Origin of the sequence: Micromonospora sp. D93, assembly GCF_018070365.1 — a bacterium.
Taxonomy (GTDB): Bacteria; Actinomycetota; Actinomycetes; order Mycobacteriales; family Micromonosporaceae; genus Micromonospora; species Micromonospora ureilytica.
Window position 1 is genome coordinate 81,645 of sequence record NZ_JAGPXW010000008.1, and the last position, 25,860, is coordinate 107,504.

Below are 25,860 nucleotides of genomic sequence, written 5' to 3' on the forward strand. Positions count from 1 at the left end.
GGGCATGACCCGAAAGTTACGACGAACCCTCGCCGCGGTAGCGGCCTTCGCGACACTGATCCCGGCAACGACGGCGGCCGCGGCCGCGCCACGAACGGCGGCCGCCCCGCAGGCGGCACAGCCGCAGAAGACCGCGGTCCTGGTGTTCCACGGCCCGGTGGCCGAACAGCAGGACCCGGTTTCCCGCGCGGTGGACACCATCAAACAGCTTGCTGCCGTCCATGACATCGATGTCACGGCCACCACGGACCCGGGCACCTTCACCGCGGCCGGGCTGTCCGCGTACCGCAGCGTGGTCTTTCTCTCCGCGACGGGCGCCGCGCTCAACCGCGACCAGGAGTCGGCGCTGCAGAGCTACGTCAAGGCCGGCGGCGGTTTCGTCGGCATCGCCGATGCCGCCCGCGCCCAGGTCGACTCCACCTGGTTCACCGGGCTGATCGGCACCCGCCCGGCCGGCGCCATCCCGGTGGCCGAGCCGGTGGCCAAGGTGACCGCCAGCGGCGAGAACGCCCCCAACGAGACCAAGGAGAAGCTGACCGACGGCGACGCCAACACGAAGTGGCTGGTGCGCACCCCGACCGCGTGGGTGGCCTACGAGTTGAGCGCACCGAAGAAGATCACCGGGTACGCGCTCACGTCGGCCAACGACTCGGCCGGTCGGGACCCGAAGGACTGGACCCTGCAGGGCTCCACCGACGGTCAGAGCTGGACGGACCTGGACCGCCGCACCGGGCAGACCTTCCCGGACCGGTACCAGACCCGGCGGTTCGACATCGCCACGCCACAGGAGTTCACGCGCTACCGGCTGAACGTCACAGCGAACAGCGGTGAGCCGCTGGTCCAGCTCGCCGACCTGCGCCTGTTCACCGGCAGCACCACAGCCCCGGAGCCGCCCGCGGTGAACCGCGCGGTGGTGAACATCCTGGACCGCAAGCACCCGGCCACGGCGTCGCTGCCGCTGACGATCACCCGGTCCGACCGCTGGGAGAACTGGGACCCGAACCCGATCGGCACCGTGCACACGCTCGCCCAGGTCGAGGAGCGGCACTACAACCCGGGGGCGGCCGCCAACGGCGCCTTCCACCCGGTGTCCTGGTGCCGGGACTACGACGGCGGCCGGTCGTTCTACACCGGCATGGGTCACACCGAGGGCAGCTACGGCGAGGAGGCGTTCCGCACGCACCTCGCCGGCGCCCTCAACTGGACCACCGGTCGCGTACGCGGTGACTGCCAGGCCACCATCGCCGCGAACTACAAGGTGGAGCGTCTCACTGCCGCCAACCAGACCGGGCAGCTGGACCAGATCGGCGAGCCGCACGGGCTCACCATCGCGCCGGACGGCACTGTCTTCTACGTCGGCAAGGCCGCCTGCCCGAGCGGCCCGATCGCGGACTGGAACAACCCGAAGGTCGGCCTGGGCTGCGGCACCATCCACTCCTGGGACCCGCGGACCAAGCAGGTCAAGCTGCTCACCACCCTGGAGGTGATGGGCAACCGGGGCAGTGGCTCGGAGCTGGTGAAGAACGAGGAGGGCCTGCTCGGCATCGTGCCGGACCCCGCGTTCGCCGACAACGGGTGGCTCTACGTCTACTGGATGCCACACGACTCGGTCGACCGGGTGAAGCGGGTCGGTCAGCGAACCGTCTCGCGGTTCACCTACGACCGTCAGGCGCAGACCATCGACCAGGCCACCCGCAAGGACCTGTTGCAGTTCCCCGTGCAGATCCACAGCTGCTGCCACGCGGGCGGGGGCATGGCGTTCGACGCCAAGGGCAACCTCTACGTCGGTTCCGGCGACAACAACTCCTCGGAGGGGTCGCAGGGCTACGCCGGCAACAACTGGACCCAGGAGTACCAGGGGATCTCGTTCCAGGACGCCCGCCGCACGTCGGGTAACACGAACGACCTCGCCGGCAAGATCATCCGGATTCACCCGGAGTCGGACGGCACATACACCATCCCGGAGGGCAACCTGTTCCCACCGGGCACCGAGAAGACCCGCCCGGAGATCTACGTGATGGGCGTGCGCAACATCGCCCGCCTCCAGATCGACCCGGTGCACCAGTGGCTGACCGCCGGCTGGGTCGGCCCGGACGCCTCGTCGCCCAGCCCCACCCTCGGGCCGGCGAAGTACGAGACGGCCACCATCATCACCTCGGCCGGCAACCAGGGTTGGCCGTACTGCATGGGCAACCGGCAGCCGTACCGCGACCGCAGCACCACCGACGCGACGGTGCTGACCGGCTGGTACGACTGCGACAACCTGAAGAACGAGTCACCGCGCAACACCGGACTGGTGGACATCCCGGCGGCCCGGGACAACATGATCTGGTACTCGCCGGACGGCGGCGGCCCGGTGTTCCCGAAGCGGACCGACGGCAGCGACCTACCGACCTACGTCGCGGCCGACGCCACCTACACACAGCCGTACCTGCGCGGCGGCGGACAGGCCATCATGTCCGGTCCGACGTACCACCGGAGCCTCGTCGACACCACGAGCGGCGTGGCGTGGCCGGAGCACTGGGACGGCAAGTGGTTCATCGGCGACCAGTCGAACGCCGCCAACCGGGTCGCGGTCACCGTCGACCCGGCCGGCGTGCCGCAGGCCGCCCCACCGGTGTACGCCGAGTCGCTGCGGGCCATCATCCCGGGCGGGAACGGCGACACCAAGTTGCAGAGCTGGATGGACGCGAAGTTCGGCCCGGACGGCGCGCTCTACCTGCTCGACTACGGCGGCGGGTTCTTCAGCCTGCACGCGAACCAGAAGCTGATCCGGATCACCTACACCGGCGGGGCACCCACCCCGGCACCGGCCGCGACCTCGGTCGCCGTGCAGAACAAACCGCTCACCATCGCCTTCACCGGTTCCCGCTCCGGCGGCGTCAGCCACCGGTGGGAGTTCGGCGACGGCGCCACGTCGACCGAGGCGGACCCCCGGCACACGTACGCCACTGTCGGCACCTACACCGCGAAGCTCACCGTCACGTACGCCGACGGTCAGAAGGCGACGACGCAGACCGCTGTGACGGTGGGCTGCGCGGTGCCCGACGACCGGTCGACGGTGTGGCTCGGCGACACCGACACCGGGGTGCCCAGTCGCACTGTCGGGCAGGGCTGCACGGCCAACGACCTGATCGACGACGAGAGCACCTGGGCCGACCACAACGGTTTCGTCAGGCACGTGACCGCCGTGGCCCGCGCGTTGCAGGACGACGACCTGCTCAGCACCCGTGAGGCGGGCACCATCACCCGCCTGGCCGCCGCGTCGGAGATCGGCCGCGACGGTCACACCGGGTACGAGCCGCTCTTCGACGGCACCGCCGAGTCGCTGCGCGGTTGGCAGCAGGCGCCGTCGGGACAGTTCGGCATCCAGCCGGACGGGTCGCTGCGCTCCAGCGGTGGCCTGGGCATGCTCTGGCACACCAAGGAGCTGGGCGACTTCTCGCTGAAGCTGCAGTTCCGGGACATCGCGCCGGGCACCGGCCGGGCCAACACCGGAGTCTTCATCCGGTTCCCGGACCTGCGAACGCCCCTCGACCAGCGTCCGCCGGACAGCTGCGGCACTGTCGGGTCGGCCCGGACCTCGACGGCGTGGATGGCGATCTACTGCGGACACGAGATCCAGATCTACGACGGTGACGCCGGTGAGCCGCAGAAGACCGGCTCGGTCTACAACTTCGACCCGGTGCCGCTGGCCCAGGCCGGCGTGACGCCGAAGAACGAGTGGAACGACTACGAGATCCGCGCCGTGGGGCAGCACTACACGATGATCCGCAACGGCGTGGTGATCAACGAGTTCGACAACACGCCCGGCAAGCAGTCCTCGCGCGCCGGCGATCCGCCAACCGATCTGCGGCAGTTCCTGCGCGGCTTCATCGGTCTGCAGAACCACGGTGACAACGACCTGGCCGAGTTCCGCAACATCCGCGCGCGGGAACTCTAGGAGTGACGATGACCCGACGACTGACGGCCGCGCTGGCGGCGCTCCTGCTCACGGTGATCCCGTGGGCAGTGGCGCCCGCCTCCGCCGCCCCCCGCGTCGCCGCCGACCAGGTGCTGACCTGGACCGCCGACGGCGACATCACCCGCTACAAGTCCGCGCCCACCACGGCGGTGGCCGGCGAGACCACGATCATCTGGGAGAACAGCGAGGCCACCGGTAACACCATCGGGATGCCGCACACGCTGACGTTCGACACCAGCACCGAGGGCTACAACCACGACGTCACAGTCAACATCCTGGCCAGCCCGTTCGACGCCAACAACGGCCGCCACCAGGCGACAGTGACGCTGACCCCGGGCCGGTACCGGTACTTCTGCTCGATCCCCGGCCACAGCTCGATGGTCGGTGAGCTGGTGGTCACCGACGGCGGCGGCGGTGGCGACACCACAGCGCCGACAGTGACCGGCGCGGTGTCGGGCGACCAGGACGAGGACGGCAACTACCTCGGCGCGGCCACGGTGACCGTGACGGCCACCGACGCCGGCTCGGGAGTCCAGACCGTCGAGTACCAGGTCGACGACACCAGCTTCCTGCCGTACACCGAGCCGGTGCGGGTGACAGCGATCGGCGACCACGCGGTGCAGTTCCGCGCCACCGACCAGGCCGGCAACACCAGCGCCGTCGGCTCGGTGTCGTTCCGGATCGTCGAGCCGGGGGAGGAGGACACCACCGCGCCGGTGGTCGCGGTCGCACTGGCCGGCGACCTTGACGACGACGGCAACTACGTCGGTACGGCCACCGCCACGTTGACCGCCACCGACAGCGGATCCGGCGTCGCCAGCATCGAGTACGCGCTGGACGGGGCGGCCTTCACCGCGTACGCGAATCCGATCGTGGTGAACGCGGCCGGGATGCACATGCTGCACTTCCGGGCGACCGACGCCGCCGGCAACACGTCGGCCGAGCAGATGTCCCACTTCACAGTCGTCGAGCCGCAGGCCGAGGACACCACCGCACCCACCGTCGCCGCCACGGTGGCCGGTGAGCGCAACGACGACGGCGCGTACGTCGGCGGCGCGACAGTGACCGTCACGGCCACCGACGCCGAGTCGGGTGTGGCCACGATCGAGTACGCGCTCGACACCGGAGGCTGGACGGCGTACGCCGCCCCGCTCGCCGTCCGCGCACCCGGCGCGCACACAGTGCGGTACCGGGCGACCGACACGGCGGGGAACGCCTCCACCGAGCAGTCGACGACGTTCACCGTGGTGGCCGACGGCACCGACAAGTGCCCCGACTCGGACAGCCGGGCCACCGTGATCATCGACGGCGGCGACACCGGTGTGGCCAACGTGGACACCGGCGACGGCTGCACCATCAACGATCTGATCGACGAACACGCCAACTATCCCGGCCACGCCGAGTTCGTCCGGCACGTCGAGGCGGTCACCGCCGCACTCGTGACCGGCGGCACGCTCGACCGGCGGCAGCAGGGCGCCATCGTCCGGGCCGCGGCCCGATCGGACGTCGGCGCATGAGTCCTCGAACCTCACCGACAGGGAGTACCACGATGCCCGGACGTACCGTCGCCAAGCTGGCCACCGTGAGCGCCGTCATCGCGGCCTCGGTGCTGGCCGTGGCACCCAGCGCACACGCCGACCTGGTCACCCACTGCATCGGCACCGGCGGCGCGGTGACAGTGCCCAACGACCTGCTCGTGCCCGCCGGGGAGTCCTGCGCGCTCACCGGCACCACGATCACCGGCAACGTCACAGTCGCGGCCGGCGGCAACCTGGTGGTGACCGGCGGACGGGTCAGCGGTGAGGTGCGCGTCGCCGCCGACGGGTACCTCGACGCGACCGAGACGACAGTCGACGGCCAGGTCGTGCTCGCGGCCGGGGGATACGGCATCTTCCTGAAAGACGCCCGCACCGGCACCCTGACCGTACGGCCGAAGGGCTCCACGACCATCGACAGCTTCCTGTTCGCCGAGGCGTCGACGGTCACCGGGCACGTCACCGTCGGCGCCGGTGAGGTCCGGCTCGACCGGGGCACCCAGGTGCAGCGCAACCTCAGCAGCACCGGCACCTACTACACCGACGTGCACGACTCGTTCGTCGACGGCACGCTGTCGGTGCTCAACAGCGCCACCGGCAGTGTGGTGTGTGGCAGCGCGGTCCAGGGTCGGGCCACCTTCGCCGGCAACCTGGGCGGTGTGCAGCTCGGCCCCAACGGCACCCTCGACAGCTGCGCCTCCGGCGGCTACTGGGGTGGGGACGTGAGCGTCACCAGCACCACCGGTGGCGTCACCGTCGACGACAACATCATCAACGGCCAGTTGGCGGTGACGTCCAACGACCCGGCCGCCCAGGTGGCCGCGAACAACCGGATCCGTGGCGGCGTGACCGGTGACCAGGCGGCCGCGACCACCAACCGGTCGGCGCGGGTGGCCGCCCCGGACCGCGAGGAGGCCGGCGACGAGCGGGCCGAGGTCCGCCGTACCTCGGCGGTGCAGGAGGCCACCGAGGCGGGTGCGGCGAAGCTCTGACTGATCGACGCGACGGTGGCCGGTCACCCTCTCGGTGATCGGCCACCGCCGTACCGGGTCGGACCCGTGGCGGCGGCGTTTGCGTGGTGGTGCCGGCGTGGTTGTTGAGGAGACATGTCGTACCCGCCGGACGAGTACCTCCTCCTGCCGTCGGTCAATACAAGCCAAGTGAACGCTTACTAGTGCGGCCGAGGTGTGAGCCAGGCCAGGGGTTGTCCGGTGAGAGCGGCGTCGGCGAGGCGGTGGGCGCTGGCGGTCTTAAGTGCTGCTCGTGAGCTGTCGATCCAGCGCTGCACGTTGTCGATGCCCTGATGGCGGTACTCGACGGCTTGGACGAGGCATTCCAGCTTGTCGGCGTCACGAGCGACGACAGCTTCCAGTGTCTCGCCGGCTTCGTACTCGGAGACGGCGGCGGTGATGACGGCTTCGACGGCCGGTGGGCAGGCGGCGACCTGGTCGGCGGTGACGGCGGTGTTGGGTACGGCGGTGAGGTAGCGCTTGGCGATGTGTGGGATGTCGGTGATCCGGGTTTCCTGGGTGTCGTGCAGGGTGCAGAGCATCGACACTCGGGCTGGGTCGGCACCCTCCATGGCGGCGAGCATCATTCCGATGAGCGCCGTTCGGAAGGTGTGCTCGGCGATGGACTCGGGGTGCTTGACGCCGGCGAACCACCAGCCGGTCCGGGCGGCGCGTTTGAGGACGCCGGCTTCGAAGATGAAGTTCATCGCTCCGGCGGCGTCGTGATCGTCGGTCATCTGCCCGTCCCTGTGCCGGTGAGTCCGTCCGCCCGCAGGCTGTAGACGATAGAGGTTAGTTCCTGGCGCGACTGTGCGGAGATTCGGTCACTGTCCAGGAGCGGGACACTGCGGTCGAGGAGCGCCCGAGTCGCGGAGGGGTTGTCGAGAGCAAGACCGCGTCGTGCGGCCAGCAGAGCCCAGACGTTGTGGATGTTGAGGTCGACGAATGGGTGCCCTGGTTCGAGGCGATGGACCAGGTGCCGAAGAAGGATTGAGCCATGCCAGTCGGCGAGTGCTTCGGGCATGAAGGAGTCGTCGCGGTGGCGGTACGGGATCTCGCCCACCCAGTAGGCCGAGTAGTTGAGAGCCGCTCGCTCGCAGGCGTCGTCGGGGTGTGCGCGAGTGATGAAGTCTCGTAACGGTTCCGGGTCGCCCTGGTTGGCGAGGGACGTGACGACGGAGCGGGCGTCAGGTCACAGCGGTGACCAGGTGCGAAAGGTGGTCGTGCGGCGTGCGCGGGCGGTGGTCTGGGTGAGCCAACCTGCTGCTGCCTTGGTGGGGTCCATCCCGGCGAGGAAGCAGGCTTGCCGGCGCAGCAGCACGTTCTGATGCCGTCCGGCTGCGGCGCGATCGGCGAGCACGTGAAGGTGAGCGAAGAACGCTCGTTGCTCGTCGATGGGCAGGGTTGGCCCGGACGCGACTGGACCCCGCCGGGGATGGGCGATGGGTAACCCTCTGGCGAAGGTCGGTGTCTGCCCGAGGACGGCCCAGAGGATCAAGTCGGTCAGACGGTGGGTGAGTACGGACCAGCCCAGCGGCTGCTCGGCGATGTCGCAGCGGCCCACCTGTTCGGTGAGGACGGCGGCGAGGATGAGATCCGCCTCGGCGGCGTCGTCAAGTGCCGCGAGCAGGAGTGTGTTCGCGCCGAGCCGTCCGAGCCGGCGTCGGACGGCGATCGCCTGCCCGAGTGGTATCGCGGTGAATGGCCGGCGCCCGGACTCCCAGCTCTGCACGGTCACGCGATCGACGTCCAGGTCGACGGCGAGCTGCTCCTGGGTGAGCGGGATGGACTCCCGGATCAGCTTGAACAGGTAGCCGGTCACCTCGCCGCGATGTGGTGCTGATCGCCCGGGACCTCTCATGCGTCATCCCTACGTTGACCCGTGGTCGACGTTCCCCCCGGTGAAGCCAGTGCTGCGGCAGCTCATCTGGCCTGCCCACTCGTACTGCGGGTAAGTCCCACCGCCGTCGTCGTGATCGTAGCGTCGCAGTTACCGAACGTTCCAGATCCGGTCCCGTGTTTCGGGGTCGGCCATGGAGTGCTGCCCGGTGGAGGGAGCCAGTGATGCGAGACAGGACACCACCATGGCGACGAGTGAGCTACGACCAGTACCTGATCGCCGTCGCGATGACCCTGGCACGGCGCCACCGCCCGGCGTGGTCGTGGCCGAAGTGGAGGTGGACCTGCCGCTGCGGGGCCGAACTGCCCTGTCGCAGTCGACACCGCATCCCGATTAACCGAGGGCACTGGCCCGCGGAGGAGGAGCAGTGAGCAGCGAAGCGGAGCAGCGGATCCTGGTCGCGCATGTGCCGGGCAAAAGTGGTTTGTACAACGGCTGTTGGGCGTGGCGGTCGCGGCTCACGCCGTACCCGTGCCGGCAGGTGGACTGGGCGACCAGCCGGCAGGCGCGGTCGATGACGGCGGCGCTGCTCGGAGACCGCGCATGACCACGCACGGCCCGGTGCTGCCGATCTGGAGCTGTGACGGCTGCGATGCGCCCTGGCCCTGCCGCACGCGGCAGCGCGAGCTACGCGCCGAGTTCGACGACGCTCCGATCTCCCTGGCCGTCTACCTGGGTGCCCAGCTGGTGCGGGCCTCGGAGGACCTGACCTGAGTGCCGGCGAGTGCGCTGCACAGACGCTTCCTCGGCTGGCTCCGATGAGCATCCTGCGGCGCGGCGACGAGAAGTTCCACTACAGCGACGGCTCGCACAGGTGGATCCCGCCGGACCCGGACTACGACCAGGAAGTTTGGAACGAACAGGTCCGCCAACACAAGCACGGCCACCTAAGAAACGTGCACCCGAAGGTGCGGATGCAGCGCCTCGTCTGATGCCAGGTCGCCGATCAGGCGAGGTCTCCGGTCTTCAATTCCGCCCGGTGGCTGAGCCGTCCACCGGAGACCGCGCTACGTCTCGATCACTGGCCCGCGACGATCCGCGGGCCAGCTCACATCGACCGACCGCTCTAGAAGTTACCTGCCGAGTTGCACTTCACGCCCTGGTCGAGGCAGTTGCGCACCCGGGCGGCGAGCGCCTCGTCCTTCCACGCGTTGAAGAAGTCCGCGTGCATGGAGAACGACGTGCCGGACGCGAGGGTGATGCCGTCCGTGTTCGCGCTCAACGGGTACGAGATCACGAAGGACACCGAGGGGACGGGCACCGGGTGGCTCTTCGGGCACGCCCCGGTGTGGTCCCCGTTGGCCATGTGCGCCTTGTGGTCGGGGCTGTCCAGGTGCTTGCCGTCCCAGCAGTCCGGGAAGGTGATCTGCCGGACGATGTTCGCGGTCTTGGCGCAGACCGGGAACGTCCTGTCGGCGCTGCGGCCGATCTCGCCGCCGATGCCGGCGCACCAGAAGTGGTTGCCCTGCTTGTCCGGGGTGTCGACCTGGTTCTTGGCGTTACCGGTGATCATTCGCAGGCCGAACGGGAAGGGCTGCGTCCTGCTCGGGTCCTTCAGCCGGGAACCGTAGTAGACGGTCACCTCCTTCGGGTCCACGACCTTGCCGTTCTGGGACATCGTCGGCACCCAGTAGGCGGACTGGTCGTCCGGCGAGTTGCAGGTGGTCGCCTTGGACGCCCGCAGCGATTCGGCTGTCGAGTTGGCGTCGGTCGACTTGTTGCCCCAGAACGTGTGGTTGTGCGAACCGCCCACCAGCTTGGGCAGCACGATCGGGTCGTCGCTGTTGTGGTGACTGGTCGTACACCCGACATTGAACTCGGGCACCTTGACCGGGTTGCCGGTCACCGGCTTGGGCTTGCGCGCGAAGAACGCCTTCGTCGCGGCGGCCTGCGCGGCGGCGTCGATGGTGATCCAGCCGCCGGACGCGGTGGGCGGGACGGCGCTGGTGGCCGGCGTCGCCGGCTTGCCCGGCACGGACGGGGTGGCCGACGTGCCCGGGGCGCTCGGCGTGGCCGAGGGGTCGACCGGGGCGGTGGCCGTCGGCGCGTCCGGGCCGGACGAGCCGATGCCGGTGTCGCTGGACGGGCCGGACGCGCCGGGAGTGCCCGGCGCCTCCTTGCATCCACCGGCGAGCGCCACGCTCACCAGCAGCAGTGCGGTGACGGCACGACGGTGTCGAGGGGTGGATCGGAGATTTATCAACGGGGGCGCACCTTTCTTCCGAGCACGAAGAATACGAGTCGGCCCCCTGCTCGTTTCCAACCGAGACGATTAATTCTCCCTTAAATAGCGCTCAGCGATTGCCTGTTCAGCTCTGCGGAGCCGCCGCGATGTCGACTCAATCTCAATTCTTTGATTTATCTCCAAAAACCGTAATCGACGGCTGCGGCGGCACTCTGCTTCTCTGCCGGGTGCCCCCGACCGCCGTCCGGCTCAACACTTGTCGCGTGCCTTGCGCAGGAAGGTCTCCCGGGACACGACAGTCGTCGAGTCGTGTCCGCGCGGCGCCAGCACCTGATCTGGGCCGATCCGTGGGAGGTCCGCGAGGGTGAAGTCCACCGAGATGGCCTCAGGGCGGCTCGACCCGTCGAGGGTGTAGGAGACTCCGGATCGAAGTTCGGTGAGCAACTCGACGTCCACCTCGACGCCGGGCTCGGGTCCGGGGAAGTCGACCGGCTCGTCGACCTCCCAGCCCTCCGGTGGCTGACCCAGCAGGGTGACCTCCACGACCTCGCTCGCGGGCGGGCCGCCGATGCTCCATTTGATCAGGGACTGTCTGCCCGCTTCACCCTGATGGCCGTTCTCGAACACGCGGATATTGGCGTCACGGTCGTAGCAGGTGACCAGCACGCCGACCGGCCGGCCGTCCTGCACGGCGAGCGCGACAATCGGCTGCTCCGCTGGCGAGCAGGCGGTCAGGAGGAGGAGGGGCAGCGGTAGCAGAATCCATGAACGTCGTCTTCTGCGCATGTCGGTCAGCATTCCACGCCGGCATCACACTTCGATGCCCCGAGGATCACGAAAGGGAAGCGCAACGGACGGACCTGGACCGCGCGCGGTGCCGAACGTGCCCACCTTCGTTGCGTGATTTCCGGAAACAGCGCAGGGCGCCGCCGACGCGGAGAGAATTGCCGCCACGGAGCACGCGGAAGCCGGGGGACGTTAGATGGGTTTACGAAGGCGTATGGCGCTCATGGCGGTGACCGTCGCGGCGACACCTCTGGTCCTCGGTGGGTGCACCACCGAGCGAAAGGCCGCCGTGCGTCCCGCCGAGCAGGTGGTGCCCTCGCCCGAACTGACCGTCACGCCCGCCGATCTCTCCCGGAACGTGCCGCTCAGCGCCGAGGTCGTGCCGCTCGTCACGGGCGGGAAGATCACCGCCGTGCGCCTCGTCGACGACACGGGCACGCTGGTCACTGCGGAACCACGCGAGGACGGTTCGGCCTGGGTGCCGAGCACTCCGTTGCGGCCGCAGCACACCTACACCGCGTCGGTGACCGCCACCGCCGACTCCGGGAGGACCACCACCCGCACCACCACCTTCACCACCACTGCGGCGTCGACGAAGCCGCAGGTGAGCAGCACCCTGTACTTCGCCGACAGCCAGACGTACGGCACGGCCATGCCGGTGACCATCGGCTTCGACCCGCCCATCGCCAAGGCGGCCCGCGCCGAGGTGCAGCGTCGGCTGTTCGTCACGACGAACCCGCCCCAGCCGGGTGCCTGGTCCTGGGTGGACGACGGCAGCCAGGTCTACTACCGGGCACCCGACTTCTGGCGGCCGGGCACGACAATCAGTGTCCGGGCCGGCCTGGAGGGGCTGCCGATCGGCGCGAACCACATCGGTGACGCCGACCGCACCGCGACATCCCGGATCGGACGGCAGGTGGCGCTCGAGGTCGACAACGCCACCAAGCAGATGCGCGTGCTGCGGGACGGCAAGCTGATCCGCAGGATCCCGGTCAGCCTCGGCAAGCGCGGCACCCCCACGTCCAGCGGCAAGATGGTGATCATGGAGAAGCACCAGTACACGACGTTCGACACGCGCGGCGAGCCGAACGGCGGCTACGTGGTGAACGTCGAGGACGCGCAACGGCTCACCTGGGGCGGCGAGTTCATCCACGGGGCGCCCTGGTCGGTATCGGACCAGGGACACCGCAACGTCTCGCACGGCTGCACGAACATCTCGGCGGCCAACGCCGACTGGCTGATGGGCGTCACCCAGGTAGGCGACCTGGTCACCTTCACCGGCACCGAGGTCCGGCTCGAGGCGGGCAACGGCTGGACGGCCTGGAACACCAGTTGGGGCCAGTTCGTCAAGGGCAGCGCGCTGCCCGTACCCGCGGATCTGCGGCCGGGCCCGGCGTCGGCGCCACCCGCCCGTGCGGTCGCCGGTGGCGTGCCGACGCCGGGTCCGTCCGCCTCCGGAGGCTGAACGGCCGGGCGCCCGACGGGCTCTCGTCGCTTGCCCGGCAGCCCTCCGGCCGGGGCTGCCACCGTCGAGGCGGTCCAGGTGGCCACCGGTGCGAGGTTCACGCAGGGGGTGGCGCTGGTCGAGGAGGACGGCGACTGGCGCGTCTGCCAGTGAGTCACCGCGCCGTCGCCGCAGAGAAGTCGGTATGCGAGCTACGGTAAAACCTGACGCTTGCGTGAGGGGCAAGGCTGCCTGGCTGGCGTCGCCGGCCTGGGGGAGGGGTCCATGCGGATCGGGGAACTCGCCACGAAGACCGGGGTGTCGGTACGAGCCCTACGCTACTACGAGGAGCATGGCCTCCTGGCTGCCGCACGGAGCAGTGGCGGCCAGCGCCACTACCTCGACGACGCGGTCGACCGGGTGTATCTGATCCAGATGCTGTACGCCGCCGGCCTGTCCAGTCGAACCATCCTGGACCTGCTGCCCTGCGTCGACGCGAAGGTCAACACACCGCAGTCGCGAGCCATGCTCCGCGCCGAACGCGACCGCATCGATCGGCAGATCACCCAACTCCGGCAGGCGCGCAAGCGACTCGACGAGGTCATCGCGCTCAGCGAGAGCCCGGCCAGCGGTTGCACTCGAACGGACACCGACGCCGTAGTGGCGTAGCGACGCGGCGAGTCCCCCGTCGCCGACCGCAGGGCCGGTGATGCCGGAGCGCATCATGGCCAGTTTGCCGATGTGCCGTTGGCGATCCCCGTCCTACGGTGTGTGCATGATCGTGCGGACCGGATGGGTCATGCCACACCCGCCCGACGTGTTGTGGCCAGCGCTCTGCGACTCGCGCCTCGAATTGCAGCCGCGTTGCCCGGTGTTCTACCTGGGTACGCCCCGACCCACGTCGTGCCGGCTGCCCGACGGTCCCGGGGAGGTCGGTGCCACCCGGCAGTGCGTCTCGGAACAGGGTGTGGTGCGGCAGCGGATCACGATCTGGGAACCACCGAGCCGGCTTGCGTTCCACATGGAGTCGACGGACCTGCACTTCCACCGCTTCGTCGACCATCTCGGGGACCTGTTCGAGTTGACCGAGGTGGACGGTGGCACGCAGGTCACCCGGACCACGACGGTGACGGTCCGTGGGTACGGCCGCGTCGCGTTGGAGCCGGCACTCTGGGTCGGGCTGAAATCGGTGCACCGCTTCGTCTTCCGCAACTGGCAGAAGATGGCGCTGTCACCGCCCGCCGCGATCTGACCCCGCGGCGATCGGTGGCAGCTCAGCAGGGCGTCGCTCGGCGTGTCGAGCTGCTCAGCTGCCAACGATCAGGGAATGGGCCAGCTCGGGGATGCCGTAGTGCTGGTCGAGGACCTGCATGGCGGCGCCCGCGGCGATCACGTCCGCGCCGAGGCTGGACAGGGCCACCCTCGTGGTGAGCCAGGCCGCGCGCCGCGCGTCGGCCTGGACGGCCTCGGTGACCGCCGTGAGGTAGGTCTGCGGGTGCCGGAGGAGGTCCGCGCCCACCAGCACGACGTGGGCGAGGTCGAGGGTCTGGAGCAGGTTGACGACGCCCACGGCCAGCACGCGGGCGGCGTGTGCGATGTCCCCGGCCTCGGCGGCGTGATGGTGCACGATCTCCAGGCACCCGTGCCGGCCGCAGACGCAGAGGGGCCCGGTCAGGTCGACGACCGTGTGGCCGAATTCGCCCGCGTTGGTGTGCGCTCCCCGGTGGGCCGCGCCGCCGAGCCAGAAGCCACCGCCGATGCCGGACTCAACCATGATGAGGGCCGCGTCGCCGAACGTCGCACCGTGCCGCCAGGCCTCCGCCGTGATCCCCGCGGTGACGTCCTTGTCCAGGTGGACGGGGAGGCCGAGGTGCTTCTCGGCGATCTCGCGCAGGGGTACGTCGTGCCAGTGCCGCAGGCCGTGGGCGTCCCGGACCAGGCCGTTGGCGTGGTCGAGTGGGCCGATCATGCCGATGCCCAGCCCGGTGAGCCGGCCCCGCAGGTCGCCGATGCCGGCCAGCGTGTCGATGCCGGCGCTCAGGGCGTCGAGGAGGTGCTCCGGGGTGAAGTCGCGGGGCAGCGGGCTGACCGCCGACTGGTGCACGGTGCCGGCCAGGTCGACCAGGACGAGCCGCAGCGTGCGCCGGGCCACGTGGGCGCCGATCGCGTACCGGCTGTCCGGGACGAGTTCGTGGACGACCGCGGGCTTGCCGATGCCCGGACGTCGCACGCCGGCGGGGCGGATCAGCCCGTCGGCGGTCAGCCGGGCGATGACCTTGGAGACCGCCTGTGGTGTCAGGCCGGTGGCCTCGACCACCGTCGAGCGCTCGAACGTGTGAGCAGTGCGCCCCACCGCCATGACCAGTGCCTGGTTGTAGTCGCGGAGGAAGGTGACGTCGGCAGTGACGCGAGTCATCTCACCACCCTATTACGCAACGCTGTTGCTAAATTTTTCCGGTGATCGAGTTGAGTAGAGGTCGACGGTTGGCGGCGCTTGCCGCTCTGGCACTGGGCGGCGTCGCTGTCGGCCTGACCGAGTTCGTGGCGATGGGGCTCCTGCCCGACATCGCCCGTGGTCTGCTCCCGCACGAGTACGCGCGGTCGTCGTCGGACGCGGTCGCCCGTGCGGGCTGGATGATCACCGCGTACGCGCTCGGCGTGGTCGTCGGCGCGCCGCTGATCGCCGCGTTGAGCGCGCGCCTGCCCCGCAAGAAGCTCGTCCTCGGGCTGCTCGTGTTGTTCGCCCTCGGTACTGTCGCCTCCGCGCTCGCCCCCACCTTCGACCTGGTGCTGGTGGCCCGGTTCGCGGCTGCGCTGCCGCACGGGGCGTACTTCGGTGCGGCCGGTCTGCTCGCGGCGACCCTGATGGGCCCCGGTAACGAGGCCCGTGGTTTCGCGACCGTGCTCGGCGGTCTGACCGTGAGCAACCTGGTGGGCGTACCCCTCATCACGCGGCTCGGGCAGACGGCCGACTGGCGTGTCGCGTACCTGGTCATCGCCGGCTTCTTCGTGCTCACCCTGATTGCGGTGCTGGCGGTCGTGCCGGAGGTCGCCGCGGCGGTCGACGGCTCGCCGGCCGCCGAGTTGCGGGCGCTGCGGACCTCGCAGGTCTGGTTGGTCGCCGCCACCGGCGCGGTCGGCTTCGCGGGGTTCTTCGCGGTGAACACCTACATCGCTCCGGTCACCACCGACGTCACCGGCCTCTCCGCCGCGACGGTGCCGTGGGCGTTGGTCGCGGTGGGTCTCGGGATGACCGTCGGGAACGCCCTGGGCGGCTGGCTGGCGGACCGTGACCTGCAGCGGAGCATGGTCATCGGCTTCGTGGCGATGATCGTGAGCATCGCCGTGTTCAGCCTCGTGGCGTCGACACACGTCGGCCTGTTCGTGGGCGCGTTCCTGGTCGGTGCGACAAGCCTCTATCTCGGTCCGGTCCTGCAGGCGCGTCTGATCACCGTCGCCCCGGGAGCGCAACTGATGGGCGCGGCGCTCAACCAGTCCGCCATGAACATCGCGAACAGCCTGGGCGCCGCCCTGGGCAGCGTCGCCATCGCCGCTGGACTCGGTTACCTCGCGCCGGCCCGGGTGGGCGTCGTCCTGGCGGTCGTCGGGTTGATCCTGGGACTGGTCAGCTTCGCCGTCGGGCGACGAGTGCGCGAGCGGGTCCCGGCCACCGTCTGACGTGCGAGACGCGGTCAGAAGTCGTCCACGCTGACCGTCACCCGGTCGCTGCTCGACTTCCAGTTGGGCACGTTGATCACCTGGTAGCCGCCACCACGTTGGCCCACGGTGATCCGTACCAGCCCGACGTGTGCCGGCGTCGCCGGGATGAAGACGTCCATGCCGGTGATGAAGGTCTGATCGAAGAACTCCGGCAACGGGGCCGTCAGGTCCGTGACGCCGTCGCTGCCGTCGTCGAAGGCGAAGATGCCGATCGTCCGCTTGACGCGCGGTGTGTTCGCCGCGTTCAGGACATCCCTGCCGTTGATCCAGAGGTGGTCGCCGGCGTCGCCCTGGTCGCCCCACCACTCCTTCTGCCGTTGGATCGTCAGGGCCGTGTGCCGGTCGCTCGTCTCGACCAGGCCGCTGAGGCCCTCGCCCGGCTCGCTGGTCGCGAGGCGGAGGAACGAATCCGAGCGGAGGAACGGCTGGAAGTAGAAGTGGTGCGTCGCGGCGTCGGGGCGCACGATGGCGAACTCGTAACGGGCCGTGGCGAGCACCGGGAGGGGGCCGAACGAGCCGTCGCCACCGAGCGACAGCCGATGCGCGGGCCGGTGTGACAGCCGACCGCCGGTCAGCGGGTTGACCGGGTAGACCTCGAGAGTCGCGCCGGTGACGCCGACGTTGCTCGGGAAGAGCACGGCGCGGCCGGAGACCCGGGCGGCGCCGAAGAGTTGCGGCACGATCCGCGTCGTGTGGGGCGCGCGGCCCCGGAGGAAACCGAAGATCTCGGTGAACGACTCCGCCGACGACACGGTCTGGGTGTGCGACTGGTCCGGCAGGTGCACGTTTGTCGCCCCGCCGACGGCGCGGGCCGGGTCTCCCTCACCCCAGATCGCCATTGTGGGCACACCACCCGGCGGGGAGGTCGCGGTACGTCCGTCCAGGTTGACGTAGTGCGCGACCCGGGCGGCACGCTCCGTCGAGCTGGTGAGGTACGCCTGCGACACGAAGGTGCCCAGTGAGTGCGCGACGAGGTCGACCCGGTCCGCGCCCGTGGCCGCCAGCAGGCGGGAGATCCGTGCGTCGAGTCCCGCGTACACCTGGGGCAGGATCGTCGCGACGTTCGGGGAGTCGTACTCGTGGGCTTCGATGATGTCGATCGGGTACCCGTTGCTGGCCAGCCGTTTGGCCTGGGTCTCGAACTGCGCCGCCGATCCCGCGCTGCCGTGCACGAAGATCACCGGACGGTACGTCGGTGTGGTGGCGGCTTCGGCGGCGCGTGGAACGGCGACGGCGGACAGGCTGGCCGCGAGGGCGACCCCCGCCACCACGGAGAGCAGCCTCCGGCGAGATGTGTGCATCGATCCTCCACCTGGACGAACGAAGTATTTGCACTGCTAGCGCAAGTATCGTGTCAGGGTGCGGCGCGATGGTCCACACCCGGCCCGTCGGTCAACAGATGGTCATCTGGCGGACACTCTCGGTTGACGTTCCGGCGGCTGTGCGACGATCGGCGGGCATCACGTCGAACGACCGTCCACCGGTCTGCCCGCGCACGGTCGCGGACAGTAACCGTGGAGGGCACACACCTCGTTACCCCCTTGGAGAGCACGATGTCCCTCTCCCCGTCCCGGGTCTTCGCAGAGCTGAATGCGAGTCGACCCCCTGACCAGCCGTCCCCGACGATGGGAACGGCCGTAGTGGTCGGCGGCAGTGTCGCCGGTCTGTTGGCCGCGCGGGTGCTGTCCGACCACGCCGACACGGTCGTCATCATCGACCGAGACGACCCGCAGGTGCCCGGCGCACGGCCCGGCGTACCCCAGGGGACTCAGCTGCACGCGCTGCTGCCCGGCGGCCTCTTCCAGCTGGAGCGGCTGTTTCCCGGATTCCGCGAGGAGGCACTGGCGCGCGGAGCGGTCGAGGCGCCGCCCGCGGCCCGGCGCAACTACCTCGACGGGCGTCTGAAGGTCGTCGTCCCCGACGACGCCGACAGTCTGGCGGGCAGCCGGCCGCTCCTGGAGGGCCTGATCCGCCAGCAGGTGCTTCGCCTGCCCAACGTCAAGACGATCACCGCCCGCGCCAGCGGCCTCGTGTTCGACGGCACCGCGGTCAGCGGGGTCCGCTGCGAGGTCGGCGGGGTGCCCGGTGTCGAGCGCGCCGACCTCGTGGTGGACGCGATGGGGCGGTCCAGCAAACTGTCGGACTGGCTGGAGCAGGCCGACTGGGACCGGCCGGTCACCCGGCGGATGACAGTGCATCTCAACTACGCGACAGCCCTGTTCCGCCGCCCGGAGGTCACCCCGGCCTCGACGGTCGTGCTGGCGCTGAACACCCCGAGGATGGCGACGGACGTGGCCGGGGCCGCGTTCTTCGCCATCGAGGGCGGCCGGTGGATGGCCATGATGGCCGGTTACGGCGACGACCGCCCGGGGCGCACCGCGGAGGACTTCGTCCGCCGCCTGCGGGAACAGTTCCCGCCGGAGTTCGGCGAGGTCGCCGACCAGGAGATGATCGGCGACGTCCAGACCTACCACCATGCCGACAGCCGGCGACGGGACTTCCACGCGCTCAAGCGGTTCCCGGCCGGCCTGATCAGCGTCGGTGACGCCGTCGCGTCGTTCAACCCGGTCTACGGGCAGGGCATGACGGCGGCGGCCCTGCACGCGGCCTGCCTGTCGACGTACCTCCGGTCCGGCCCGGATCTGCGGGCGCCCGCGCGCCACTACCTCGAGCTGCAGAAGGTCGTGGTCGACGCCGCCTGGTCGCTCTCGACCTCGGCGGACCTGGCGTTGCCCCACGTCGACGGGCCCTACCCGCGCGGCTACCGGCTCACCAGCTGGGCCAGCGGGCAGGTCATCGCCGCGACCGTCACGGACGTGACGACAGCGCGGCGGTTCAACGAGGTCGTCTCCATGCGCGCGCACCCGCGTTCACTGGCCCGGCCCAGCGTGCTCCTCGACGCCCTGCGCGCCAACCGGCGCGCACGCTGAGCGGGCGACCCGGCGGCCTCGCGGAGAGGCCGCCGGGTCAGCCCTACCGGGGGAGCTTGCGGAGAATGTCGACAACGAAACGGTGGTCGTCCAGCTGCGGCAGCCCGGAGACACCGACCCAGCCCACCACACCGGTGCCACGCACCCGCAGCGGCACCGCGCCTCCGGCCGCCGCGTACCGTGAGGCCGGGAGGCCGAACCTCTCGGCCAGCGTCACCTGCTTGTCCTGGCACATCCGGGCCATGTAGAGCGAGGAGTGCTCGAACCGCATCACCACCCGGCCCTTGCGGCGCAGCCACGCGTCGTTGTCGGCCGTCGACCCCGGCAGGCCACAGTGGAACAGCTGCCGTCCGGCCCGCCACACACCCACCGAGACCGGCAGCCGCTGCTCGGTCGCCGCGGCGACGGCGAGCATCCCCAGCTCGTACGCGTCGGTCTCGGACAGGCCCGCGAGCTCCAGCTCGCTCTCCTCGCGCAGCAGCTCGTCCAGCGTCGGCCACGATTCACGGTCAGCTGACATGTGTTTCTCCTCGTTCGACGGTGGCGACCTCGATCACCAGGCGCAGGGCGCGTAGTCCTTCAGGAAACAGCCGTACAGGTCCTCGCCCAGCTCGCCGCGGACGATCGGGTCGTACACCCGGGCCGCGCCGTCGACCAGGTCCAGTGGGGCGTGGAAGCCCTCGTCGGCCAGCCGCATCTTCGTCGGGTGGGGGCGTTCGTCGGTGATCCAGCCGGTGTCGACGCTCGTCATCAGGATGCCGTCGGTCAACATCTCCTCGGCGCTGGTGCGGGTCAGCATGTTCAGCGCAGCCTTGGCCATGTTGGTGTGCGGGTGCCCGGGCCCCTTGTAACCACGGCCGAACTGGCCCTCCATCGCCGACACGTTCACCACGTACCTGCGGCGGGCCGACGCGGCGGCCATCGCCGGGCGCAGTCGGCTGACCAGCACGAACGGCGCTGTGACGTTGCACAGCTGCACTTCGAGCAGCTCGACCGGGTCCACCTCCTGCACGCGCTGGACCCAGCTGTTGACCGAGTCGAGGTCCGGCACGAGACCCCCGGCGTCGATGGCCGTGGACGCCGCGATCCGCTCCGGTGAGGCCGAGCCGCTGGTCAGCGCCAGCGCGGTGAGCGCGTGTGGGGTGAGCGCTGTCGACTGTGGCCCGGCGGTCAGGCTGCCCACCGGGCCGCCCTGCCCGTCCGGCTTGGCGAACGTGATCAGCTCCGGCAGTGGGCCGTCCGGCAGGGCCGCCGCCTCCGCGGCGATGAGCTGCGCGTACGCCCCGGGGGACCGGCGGACGGTCTGCGCCGCGTTGTTGATCAGGATGTCGAGGGGGCCCTGGCTGCTGACGTCGTCGGCGAGGGCGATCACCTGGGCGGGGTCGCGCAGGTCGATGCCGACGATGCGCAGCCGGTGCAGCCAGTCCCCGCTGTCGGGCATCGCGGCGAAGCGGCGGACCGCGTCGTGCGGGAACCGGGTGGTCACCGTCGTGTGCGCGCCGTCGCGCAGCAGGCGCAGCGCGATGTACATGCCGATCTTGGCCCGGCCGCCGGTGAGCAGCGCGCGCCGGCCGGTCAGGTCGGTACGGGCGTCACGGCGCTCCCGGTTGAGCGCGGCGCAGGACGGGCAGAGCTGGTGGTAGAAGGCGTCCACCTCGCGGTAGCGCTGCTTGCAGACGTAGCAGCCGCGGGGGTTGTGCAGGAATCCCGCCGTCTCGCCCGGGGCGGAGGACGCGAGCGGAATGCCCTGCGTCTCGTCGTCGATCCGTCCCGGAGCGCCGGTGGCGGTGGCCTCCGTCACCGCCCGGTCGGCGGCGAGGATGGCATCCCGCCGCTCCTCCCGCCGCCGCTGCTTGATCACCTTGTAGAGCCGGGCGGTGGCCCGCTGCACCCGCACCACGTCGGGGTGGTCGGAGGGCAGCTCCTCCAACGCCTCGAAGACGCTGAGGCAGGCCTCCAGCCGGCTTCGGTCAATACCCTCTTGACCGTTTTCGGTAATGTTGTCCACCGTCATGCGTCTTGTCTCGTCCCGTATTCCGTGCCGGCTCCAGCCGGTCCCCCCACGTCCGACCCGAAACGGTACGCGCCTCACGGCCTCCCACGCACCTCGCGGCTGCCCGGGGCGGCGCGCCTCGCGGCGCGGTCAGTCCGCGTCGACGTGGCCGAGGCGCCAGTAGCCCATGAAGGCGACCGCCCGCCGGTCCAGACCCCGCTCGGTGACCAGGTGTCGGCGCAGGTTACGGATGACACCGGCCTCCCCGGCCAGCCACGCGTACAGCGGCACGGAGGCCACCCCCTCGGGCACCTCCCACAGGATCTCGGTGTCCACGTCCACGTCCGGCGCCGGCTGGGCGGCCTTCGACGCACTGGGGGTCAGCAGTTCCCCGGCCGCGGCGACGACGGCGGGCACCAGCCGGCTGCCGCACCCGTCGGCGCCCCGGGACAGCCAGCGGACCTCGACGCCGGGGGGCACGACCAGCGGCAACACGTCGGCGGCGTCGGGCACCTCCAGCACGACAGTGCCCCGGGCATCGAGGGGGAGCCGCTCGCAGATGTTGCTGATCGCCGGCACCGCGGTCTCGTCCCCGGCCAGCAGCAGCATGCCGCCGGTCGACTGTCGAAACTCGACCCCGCCGTGGTTGCCGTCGTAGCCGGCGTCCGGCCCGACGAGGGCGATCTCGTCGCCGACGCTGGCCCGCCGAGCCCAGCGCGTCGCCGGACCACTGTCGCCGTGCAGCACCAGGTCGACGTCGACCTCGGCCAGGTGCGGCCGGACCGCCCGCACCGTATACGTCCGTATCGGGTTGCACAGGTGCTCCGGCAGGGCCCGCCACGCCGCGTACCAGTCCGCTCCGTCCGGCAGGGTCCCCCGGCGCTGACCGGGCAGCGGCAGCGCCAGCTTGATCCGCTGGTCGTAACCGTTGTCGGCGAAACGGTCCAGGTCCGCGCCGGTGAAGGTCACCCGGGTGAAGGACGGGCTGAGTCGGCGTACCGCCCGGACGGTGACGGCGAACACGCGCCACGGGGCGATGGGCAGGGTCTCGGTCATGGTGCCTCCGCGCTCCCCGTTGACCGACGCCAACTCGTTCTGCATGAGGGTAGGCTAACCTAACGGAATGACGGCCTGTCAAGCCGGACGCGGGCCGTGACCAGCCTGGCGGACCGGCGGTCGTCGGGCCCGTGCGCGCGTGAGGGATGCTGGGTCCGTGCACATCGCGACCCTTGGCCCACTCGCCGTCGACGGCCAGCCCGTTCGGGGTGAACGGCTCGCGGCGGTGCTCCGCGCGCTCGTCGACGCGCGTGGACGGGTGGTCTCCGTGAGCCTGCTCGTGGACGCCGTCTGGGACGGCACGCCACCCGACGACGCGACAGGTGCCGTCCAGGCGCTCGTGTCCAGGGTGCGCCGTCTCGGGCTGCCCGTGGTCGCGGTGCCGGGCGGATACCGGCTGCCCGCCGAGGAGATCACCGTCGACGCGGTCGAGGCGCGCGCGTTCGTCGACCAGGCGCGTACCGTGCTCCGGTGCGGTGACCTCCGCGCCGCCCGTGGCTTGGCCGATCAGGCGCGCGCCCTGTTCCCCGAGGTGCCGGAGCTGGTCACCGCCGAGGACACCCGCCTGTTCGCGGAGGTCGCCGCGCTGCGCGCGCAGGCGGCACTCGCCGGCGTGGGCTCGTTCGACGAGGTCGACCTGGGTCGACTCGTCGCGCGTACGCCGCCGGACGAGCCGTCCGCTGCCCTGCTCGTCCGGGTGCTCGCCGCGCAGGGGCGGGAGGCGGAGGCGCTGGAGCTGGTCGAGCGGCTGCGCGCCGACCTGGCCGACCGGTACGGCACCGACCCGTCGCCCGTGATCACGGACGTCCATCTGGCGCTGCTGCGCGGTGAACTCACCGCCCCGCCCGTCGTGGCGCCGCCCCGGCAACCGGCGCGGATCACGCTGCCCGCCGCGTGGCGTCGTCCCATGGCCGCCCTCGTGGGGCGGGAGGGGGACGTCGAGGCCGTCACCGGCGCGCTCGCCGAGACACCTGTCGTGACGGTCGTGGCGACCGGCGGGGCGGGCAAGACCCGGCTCGCCGCCGAGGTGGCGAGGCGTACGGCGGCGGCCGGTCGGGCGGTACGCGTGATCGAACTCGCCGGCCTGCGCTCACCCGACGAGGTGCTGCCCACGGTGCTCGCCGCGCTCGGCGGCGCGGACACCACGGCGACCGGCGGCAACCTGGGTCTGGAACGGCGGGTCCTCAGCCCCGAGGAGCGGCTGCGCGCCGTGGCGCCGGACCTCGACGGGCTGGTGGTGCTGGACAACTGCGAGCACGTACTCGACGCGGTCGCCGTCGTCGTCGCGGACCTGGTCGCGGCGGCCTCGCCGGAGGTCGCGGTGCTCGCGACGAGCCGCGCCCCACTGGGCCTGGTCGGCGAGTTGGTGCACCGGCTGACCGCGTTGCCGGACGCCGACGCGCTCGCGCTTGTCGAGTCCCGAGCCCGGGCCGGTGGCGCCGTGCCGACCTGGGACACCGAGCGGGCGCTCGCCCTGTGCCACCGGCTCGACAACCTGCCGTTGGCGCTCGAACTGGCCGCCGCGCGACTGCGGCACATGCCGATCGACGACGTGCTCGCCGGGCTGGCCGACCGGTTCGCGTTGCTCGACGCCGCCCTACGCGGCCTGCCCGAGCGGCACGCGAGCCTGTGGGCGCTTGTCGACTGGAGCAGGGAACTGCTCGCCGAGGCCGACCGGAGACTGCTCCAGCGGGTCGCGGTCATTCCCGCGCCGTTCACCGCGGACCTCGCCGCCGCCGTCGCGCAGGCCCCGGAGGTCCGCCGCGGCCTGGCGACCCTCGTCGAGCAGTCCCTGTTGACACTGGTCGAGGGCGACGGTCCGCCGCGCTACCGGATGCTCGAAACGGTCCGTGAGTACGGCGAGGCCCGGCTGGACGCGGCAGGTGACCGGGACCAGGCCATGGCCGGCCTGGTCGGCTGGGCGCGGGAGCAGGCAGTCGCGCTCGTCGGCCGCTTCATCGGCCCCGGCCAGGTCGAGGCGCTGCACCGGTGCGCCGCCGAGCAGGACAACCTGGTCGCGGGCCTGCGCTGGGCAATGGCGGCGGACGACGAGCCCGCCGCCGTCGACGTCGCCACCGCGCTGTTCCACCTCTGGTCGGTGCGCGGCCTGCACCTGGAGGTCCTCGCCTGGGCGCGCGGGCTGCTGCACATCGACGACCCGCAGCGACGGCCAGGGTCGGCGATCCTGCGGGGCGCGGCCAGCGGTCGGCCACTGCCCAACGCCGACCGGCTGGCCTGGATGTGCGTGGTGATCAGCGTCAACGCCGGCGTCAGCGCCGATCTGCGGCCCGCCGTGCTCGCCCGGCGGGCGCTGCGCACGCTGCTGGCCGAACGTCCCGCCGAGGTGTCGTCGCGGCTGACAGCTCTCGCGTCGGCGCTGCCCGGCTTCGACGCGTCCGATGTGGAGCAGAGCCTGAAGAGCGCTACCGAGATGGTCGCGCACCCGGACCCGTACGTGCAGGGGCTGGGGCTGTTCGCGCGCGCGGCGGTACGGGAGAACGGCGGCCTGCCGGAGGCGTCGATCAGCGACGCCGAGCAGGCGTACCACCGGTTCGAGGCCGCCGGCGACCACTGGGGCATGGCGATGGCGGCGGGTGCCGTCGGGCAGTTCCTGGTCCCGGGCGGGGATGACCGGTCGGCCGAGTGGCTGACCCGCAGCGTTCGGCACATGGAGTTGGTCGGCGCCACGCAGGACGCGCGGTCCATCCGGGTCCGGCTGGACGTGCAACTCGCCCTGAGCGGCGACGCGGAGGCGGAGCGGCGACTGGGCGAGACGGCCGCGCTGGGCCAGGCCGAGCAGATGGACGCCGCGCAGGCGCTCCTCGGCCTGGCGCACCTGGCCTGGCTGCGCGAGCGGTACGACGAGGCGCTCGCCCACGCCGACGAGGTGACCCGCGTCCTCGCCGGCTGGGTCGGGCCGCAGCCGCAGCCGCGCGTGATGCTCCGGGCCACGGCGGCGGTCATCTACCTGCGGGTGGCCCAGGTTGGGCGGGTGTCGGGCAACGACGCCACAGTCCAGGCGGCCGCGATGCTGTCGCTCGCCCGTGACGATGCGCTGACCTCGCGGGACCTGCCGGTGATCGGGGCGTGGGCGTCGGGCGGCGCGGAACTCGCGGCGTACCGGGGTGACGTCGACAGCGCCCGCGAACTGGCCGTACTCGCGAAGCGGATCGGCACCCAGATCGAGATGTTCTTCCCCTTCGAAAACGGCGAACGGCTCAACGCCATCCTCGGGAACGAGGAGCAGCGTGAGCCGTTGCTGGCCGCGTGGCGCGAGCGGCCACCCGCCGCGGCCGTCAGCCGGATCCGCGAGCTGATGGACGACCTGCTCGCCTGA

Annotated in this window: 20 protein-coding genes and 1 pseudogene; 12 read left to right on the top strand and 9 right to left on the bottom strand. The window is 70.9% G+C overall.

Annotation, left to right across the window (positions count from 1 at the left end):
* The first annotated feature begins 4 nt into the window (after positions 1–4).
* Genes KBX71_RS12320 through KBX71_RS12330 form a run of 3 tightly spaced genes read left to right on the top strand, consistent with a single transcriptional unit; the run spans position 5 to position 6,491 of the window.
* Positions 5–3,943, top strand: a complete 3,939-nt coding sequence (locus KBX71_RS12320) for a ThuA domain-containing protein (protein ID WP_210818065.1) — start codon at positions 5–7, stop codon at positions 3,941–3,943.
* Between the two features lie 8 nt (positions 3,944–3,951).
* Positions 3,952–5,481: an OmpL47-type beta-barrel domain-containing protein gene (locus tag KBX71_RS12325; RefSeq protein ID WP_210818066.1), complete on the top strand. Its 1,530-nt coding sequence runs from the start codon at positions 3,952–3,954 to the stop codon at positions 5,479–5,481.
* A gap of 32 nt (positions 5,482–5,513) precedes the next feature.
* On the top strand, positions 5,514–6,491 hold the full coding sequence (locus tag KBX71_RS12330) for a hypothetical protein (protein WP_210818067.1): 978 nt from the start codon (positions 5,514–5,516) through the stop codon (positions 6,489–6,491).
* A gap of 179 nt (positions 6,492–6,670) precedes the next feature.
* Here the strand turns inward: KBX71_RS12330 and KBX71_RS12335 are convergent, their stop codons facing one another.
* Positions 6,671–7,246 (bottom strand): HD family hydrolase, encoded by a 576-nt coding sequence (locus tag KBX71_RS12335; RefSeq protein ID WP_210818068.1) that lies wholly within the window; start codon positions 7,244–7,246, stop codon positions 6,671–6,673.
* A pseudogene (locus KBX71_RS12340) lies at positions 7,243–8,370 on the bottom strand (helix-turn-helix domain-containing protein). Before KBX71_RS12340 ends, KBX71_RS12335 begins: the two are co-directional and overlap by 4 nt.
* A gap of 406 nt (positions 8,371–8,776) precedes the next feature.
* Between KBX71_RS12340 and KBX71_RS12345 the strand changes: the two are divergent.
* Genes KBX71_RS12345 through KBX71_RS12355 form a run of 3 tightly spaced genes read left to right on the top strand, consistent with a single transcriptional unit; the run spans position 8,777 to position 9,341 of the window.
* A complete protein-coding gene (locus KBX71_RS12345) occupies positions 8,777–8,956 on the top strand; it encodes a hypothetical protein (protein ID WP_210818069.1) in 180 nt (59 codons plus the stop codon).
* Positions 8,953–9,123, top strand: a complete 171-nt coding sequence (locus KBX71_RS12350) for a hypothetical protein (protein ID WP_210818070.1) — start codon at positions 8,953–8,955, stop codon at positions 9,121–9,123. Before KBX71_RS12345 ends, KBX71_RS12350 begins: the two co-directional genes overlap by 4 nt.
* A gap of 44 nt (positions 9,124–9,167) precedes the next feature.
* A complete protein-coding gene (locus tag KBX71_RS12355) occupies positions 9,168–9,341 on the top strand; it encodes a hypothetical protein (protein WP_210818071.1) in 174 nt (57 codons plus the stop codon).
* 134 nt (positions 9,342–9,475) lie between these two features.
* On the opposite strand, the gene KBX71_RS12360 is transcribed toward KBX71_RS12355, so the two are convergent.
* Positions 9,476–10,612: a DUF1996 domain-containing protein gene (locus tag KBX71_RS12360; RefSeq protein WP_210818072.1), complete on the bottom strand. Its 1,137-nt coding sequence runs from the start codon at positions 10,610–10,612 to the stop codon at positions 9,476–9,478.
* 231 nt (positions 10,613–10,843) lie between these two features.
* Complete coding sequence (locus KBX71_RS12365; RefSeq protein WP_210818073.1) at positions 10,844–11,380, bottom strand: hypothetical protein; 537 nt, start codon at positions 11,378–11,380, stop codon at positions 10,844–10,846.
* A gap of 214 nt (positions 11,381–11,594) precedes the next feature.
* Between KBX71_RS12365 and KBX71_RS12370 the strand changes: the two genes are divergently transcribed.
* The 3 genes from KBX71_RS12370 to KBX71_RS12380 all read left to right on the top strand — a co-directional run bounded on the left by KBX71_RS12370 (position 11,595) and on the right by KBX71_RS12380 (position 14,076).
* Complete coding sequence (locus tag KBX71_RS12370; protein WP_210818074.1) at positions 11,595–12,845, top strand: Ig-like domain-containing protein; 1,251 nt, start codon at positions 11,595–11,597, stop codon at positions 12,843–12,845.
* Between the two features lie 264 nt (positions 12,846–13,109).
* Positions 13,110–13,493, top strand: coding sequence for a MerR family transcriptional regulator (locus KBX71_RS12375; protein ID WP_210818075.1), 384 nt, complete (start codon positions 13,110–13,112; stop codon positions 13,491–13,493).
* Between the two features lie 106 nt (positions 13,494–13,599).
* Positions 13,600–14,076 (top strand): SRPBCC family protein, encoded by a 477-nt coding sequence (locus KBX71_RS12380; RefSeq protein ID WP_210818076.1) that lies wholly within the window; start codon positions 13,600–13,602, stop codon positions 14,074–14,076.
* A 54-nt stretch (positions 14,077–14,130) separates the two neighbouring features.
* Here KBX71_RS12380 and KBX71_RS12385 read toward each other — a convergent pair whose 3' ends face one another.
* Complete coding sequence (locus KBX71_RS12385) at positions 14,131–15,240, bottom strand: ROK family protein (protein WP_210818077.1); 1,110 nt, start codon at positions 15,238–15,240, stop codon at positions 14,131–14,133.
* Between the two features lie 41 nt (positions 15,241–15,281).
* Here KBX71_RS12385 and KBX71_RS12390 point away from each other — a divergent pair, with 41 nt between their 5' ends.
* Entirely contained in the window at positions 15,282–16,502 is a 1,221-nt protein-coding gene (locus KBX71_RS12390) for an MFS transporter (protein ID WP_210818078.1), read from the top strand.
* Positions 16,503–16,516: 14 nt separating this feature from the next.
* Here KBX71_RS12390 and KBX71_RS12395 read toward each other — a convergent pair whose 3' ends face one another.
* Entirely contained in the window at positions 16,517–17,845 is a 1,329-nt protein-coding gene (locus KBX71_RS12395) for an alpha/beta hydrolase (protein WP_210818079.1), read from the bottom strand.
* 252 nt (positions 17,846–18,097) lie between these two features.
* On the opposite strand from KBX71_RS12395, the gene KBX71_RS12400 reads away from it, so the two are divergent.
* Positions 18,098–19,474, top strand: coding sequence for an NAD(P)/FAD-dependent oxidoreductase (locus KBX71_RS12400; RefSeq protein ID WP_210818080.1), 1,377 nt, complete (start codon positions 18,098–18,100; stop codon positions 19,472–19,474).
* A gap of 43 nt (positions 19,475–19,517) precedes the next feature.
* Here KBX71_RS12400 and KBX71_RS12405 read toward each other — a convergent pair whose 3' ends face one another.
* From KBX71_RS12405 to KBX71_RS12415, 3 genes are all read right to left on the bottom strand, one after another.
* On the bottom strand, positions 19,518–19,994 hold the full coding sequence (locus tag KBX71_RS12405) for a heme-degrading domain-containing protein (protein ID WP_210818081.1): 477 nt from the start codon (positions 19,992–19,994) through the stop codon (positions 19,518–19,520).
* Between the two features lie 33 nt (positions 19,995–20,027).
* Positions 20,028–21,488 (bottom strand): SDR family NAD(P)-dependent oxidoreductase, encoded by a 1,461-nt coding sequence (locus KBX71_RS12410; protein ID WP_210818082.1) that lies wholly within the window; start codon positions 21,486–21,488, stop codon positions 20,028–20,030.
* A gap of 129 nt (positions 21,489–21,617) precedes the next feature.
* Positions 21,618–22,523 carry a siderophore-interacting protein gene (locus KBX71_RS12415; protein WP_210818155.1) on the bottom strand — a complete coding sequence of 302 codons (906 nt, stop codon included), beginning with the start codon at positions 22,521–22,523 and terminating at the stop codon, positions 21,618–21,620.
* 157 nt (positions 22,524–22,680) lie between these two features.
* Between KBX71_RS12415 and KBX71_RS12420 the strand changes: the two genes are divergently transcribed.
* Entirely contained in the window at positions 22,681–25,860 is a 3,180-nt protein-coding gene (locus KBX71_RS12420; protein WP_210818083.1) for a BTAD domain-containing putative transcriptional regulator, read from the top strand.

Excerpts from the sequence above, each read along its gene's own strand:
- KBX71_RS12320 (WP_210818065.1), top strand. The coding sequence starts at position 5 with ATGACCCGAAAGTTACGACGAACCCTCGCCGCGGTAGCGGCCTTCGCG.
- KBX71_RS12325 (WP_210818066.1), top strand. The coding sequence starts at position 3,952 with ATGACCCGACGACTGACGGCCGCGCTGGCGGCGCTCCTGCTCACGGTG.
- KBX71_RS12330 (WP_210818067.1), top strand. The coding sequence starts at position 5,514 with ATGCCCGGACGTACCGTCGCCAAGCTGGCCACCGTGAGCGCCGTCATC.
- KBX71_RS12335 (WP_210818068.1), bottom strand. The coding sequence starts at position 7,246 with ATGACCGACGATCACGACGCCGCCGGAGCGATGAACTTCATCTTCGAA.
- KBX71_RS12350 (WP_210818070.1), top strand. The coding sequence starts at position 8,953 with ATGACCACGCACGGCCCGGTGCTGCCGATCTGGAGCTGTGACGGCTGC.
- KBX71_RS12355 (WP_210818071.1), top strand. The coding sequence starts at position 9,168 with ATGAGCATCCTGCGGCGCGGCGACGAGAAGTTCCACTACAGCGACGGC.
- KBX71_RS12365 (WP_210818073.1), bottom strand. The coding sequence starts at position 11,380 with ATGCGCAGAAGACGACGTTCATGGATTCTGCTACCGCTGCCCCTCCTC.
- KBX71_RS12370 (WP_210818074.1), top strand. The coding sequence starts at position 11,595 with ATGGCGCTCATGGCGGTGACCGTCGCGGCGACACCTCTGGTCCTCGGT.
- KBX71_RS12375 (WP_210818075.1), top strand. The coding sequence starts at position 13,110 with ATGCGGATCGGGGAACTCGCCACGAAGACCGGGGTGTCGGTACGAGCC.
- KBX71_RS12380 (WP_210818076.1), top strand. The coding sequence starts at position 13,600 with ATGATCGTGCGGACCGGATGGGTCATGCCACACCCGCCCGACGTGTTG.
- KBX71_RS12385 (WP_210818077.1), bottom strand. The coding sequence starts at position 15,240 with ATGACTCGCGTCACTGCCGACGTCACCTTCCTCCGCGACTACAACCAG.
- KBX71_RS12395 (WP_210818079.1), bottom strand. The coding sequence starts at position 17,845 with ATGCACACATCTCGCCGGAGGCTGCTCTCCGTGGTGGCGGGGGTCGCC.
- KBX71_RS12400 (WP_210818080.1), top strand. The coding sequence starts at position 18,098 with ATGTCCCTCTCCCCGTCCCGGGTCTTCGCAGAGCTGAATGCGAGTCGA.
- KBX71_RS12405 (WP_210818081.1), bottom strand. The coding sequence starts at position 19,994 with ATGTCAGCTGACCGTGAATCGTGGCCGACGCTGGACGAGCTGCTGCGC.
- KBX71_RS12410 (WP_210818082.1), bottom strand. The coding sequence starts at position 21,488 with ATGACGGTGGACAACATTACCGAAAACGGTCAAGAGGGTATTGACCGA.
- KBX71_RS12415 (WP_210818155.1), bottom strand. The coding sequence starts at position 22,523 with ATGACCGAGACCCTGCCCATCGCCCCGTGGCGCGTGTTCGCCGTCACC.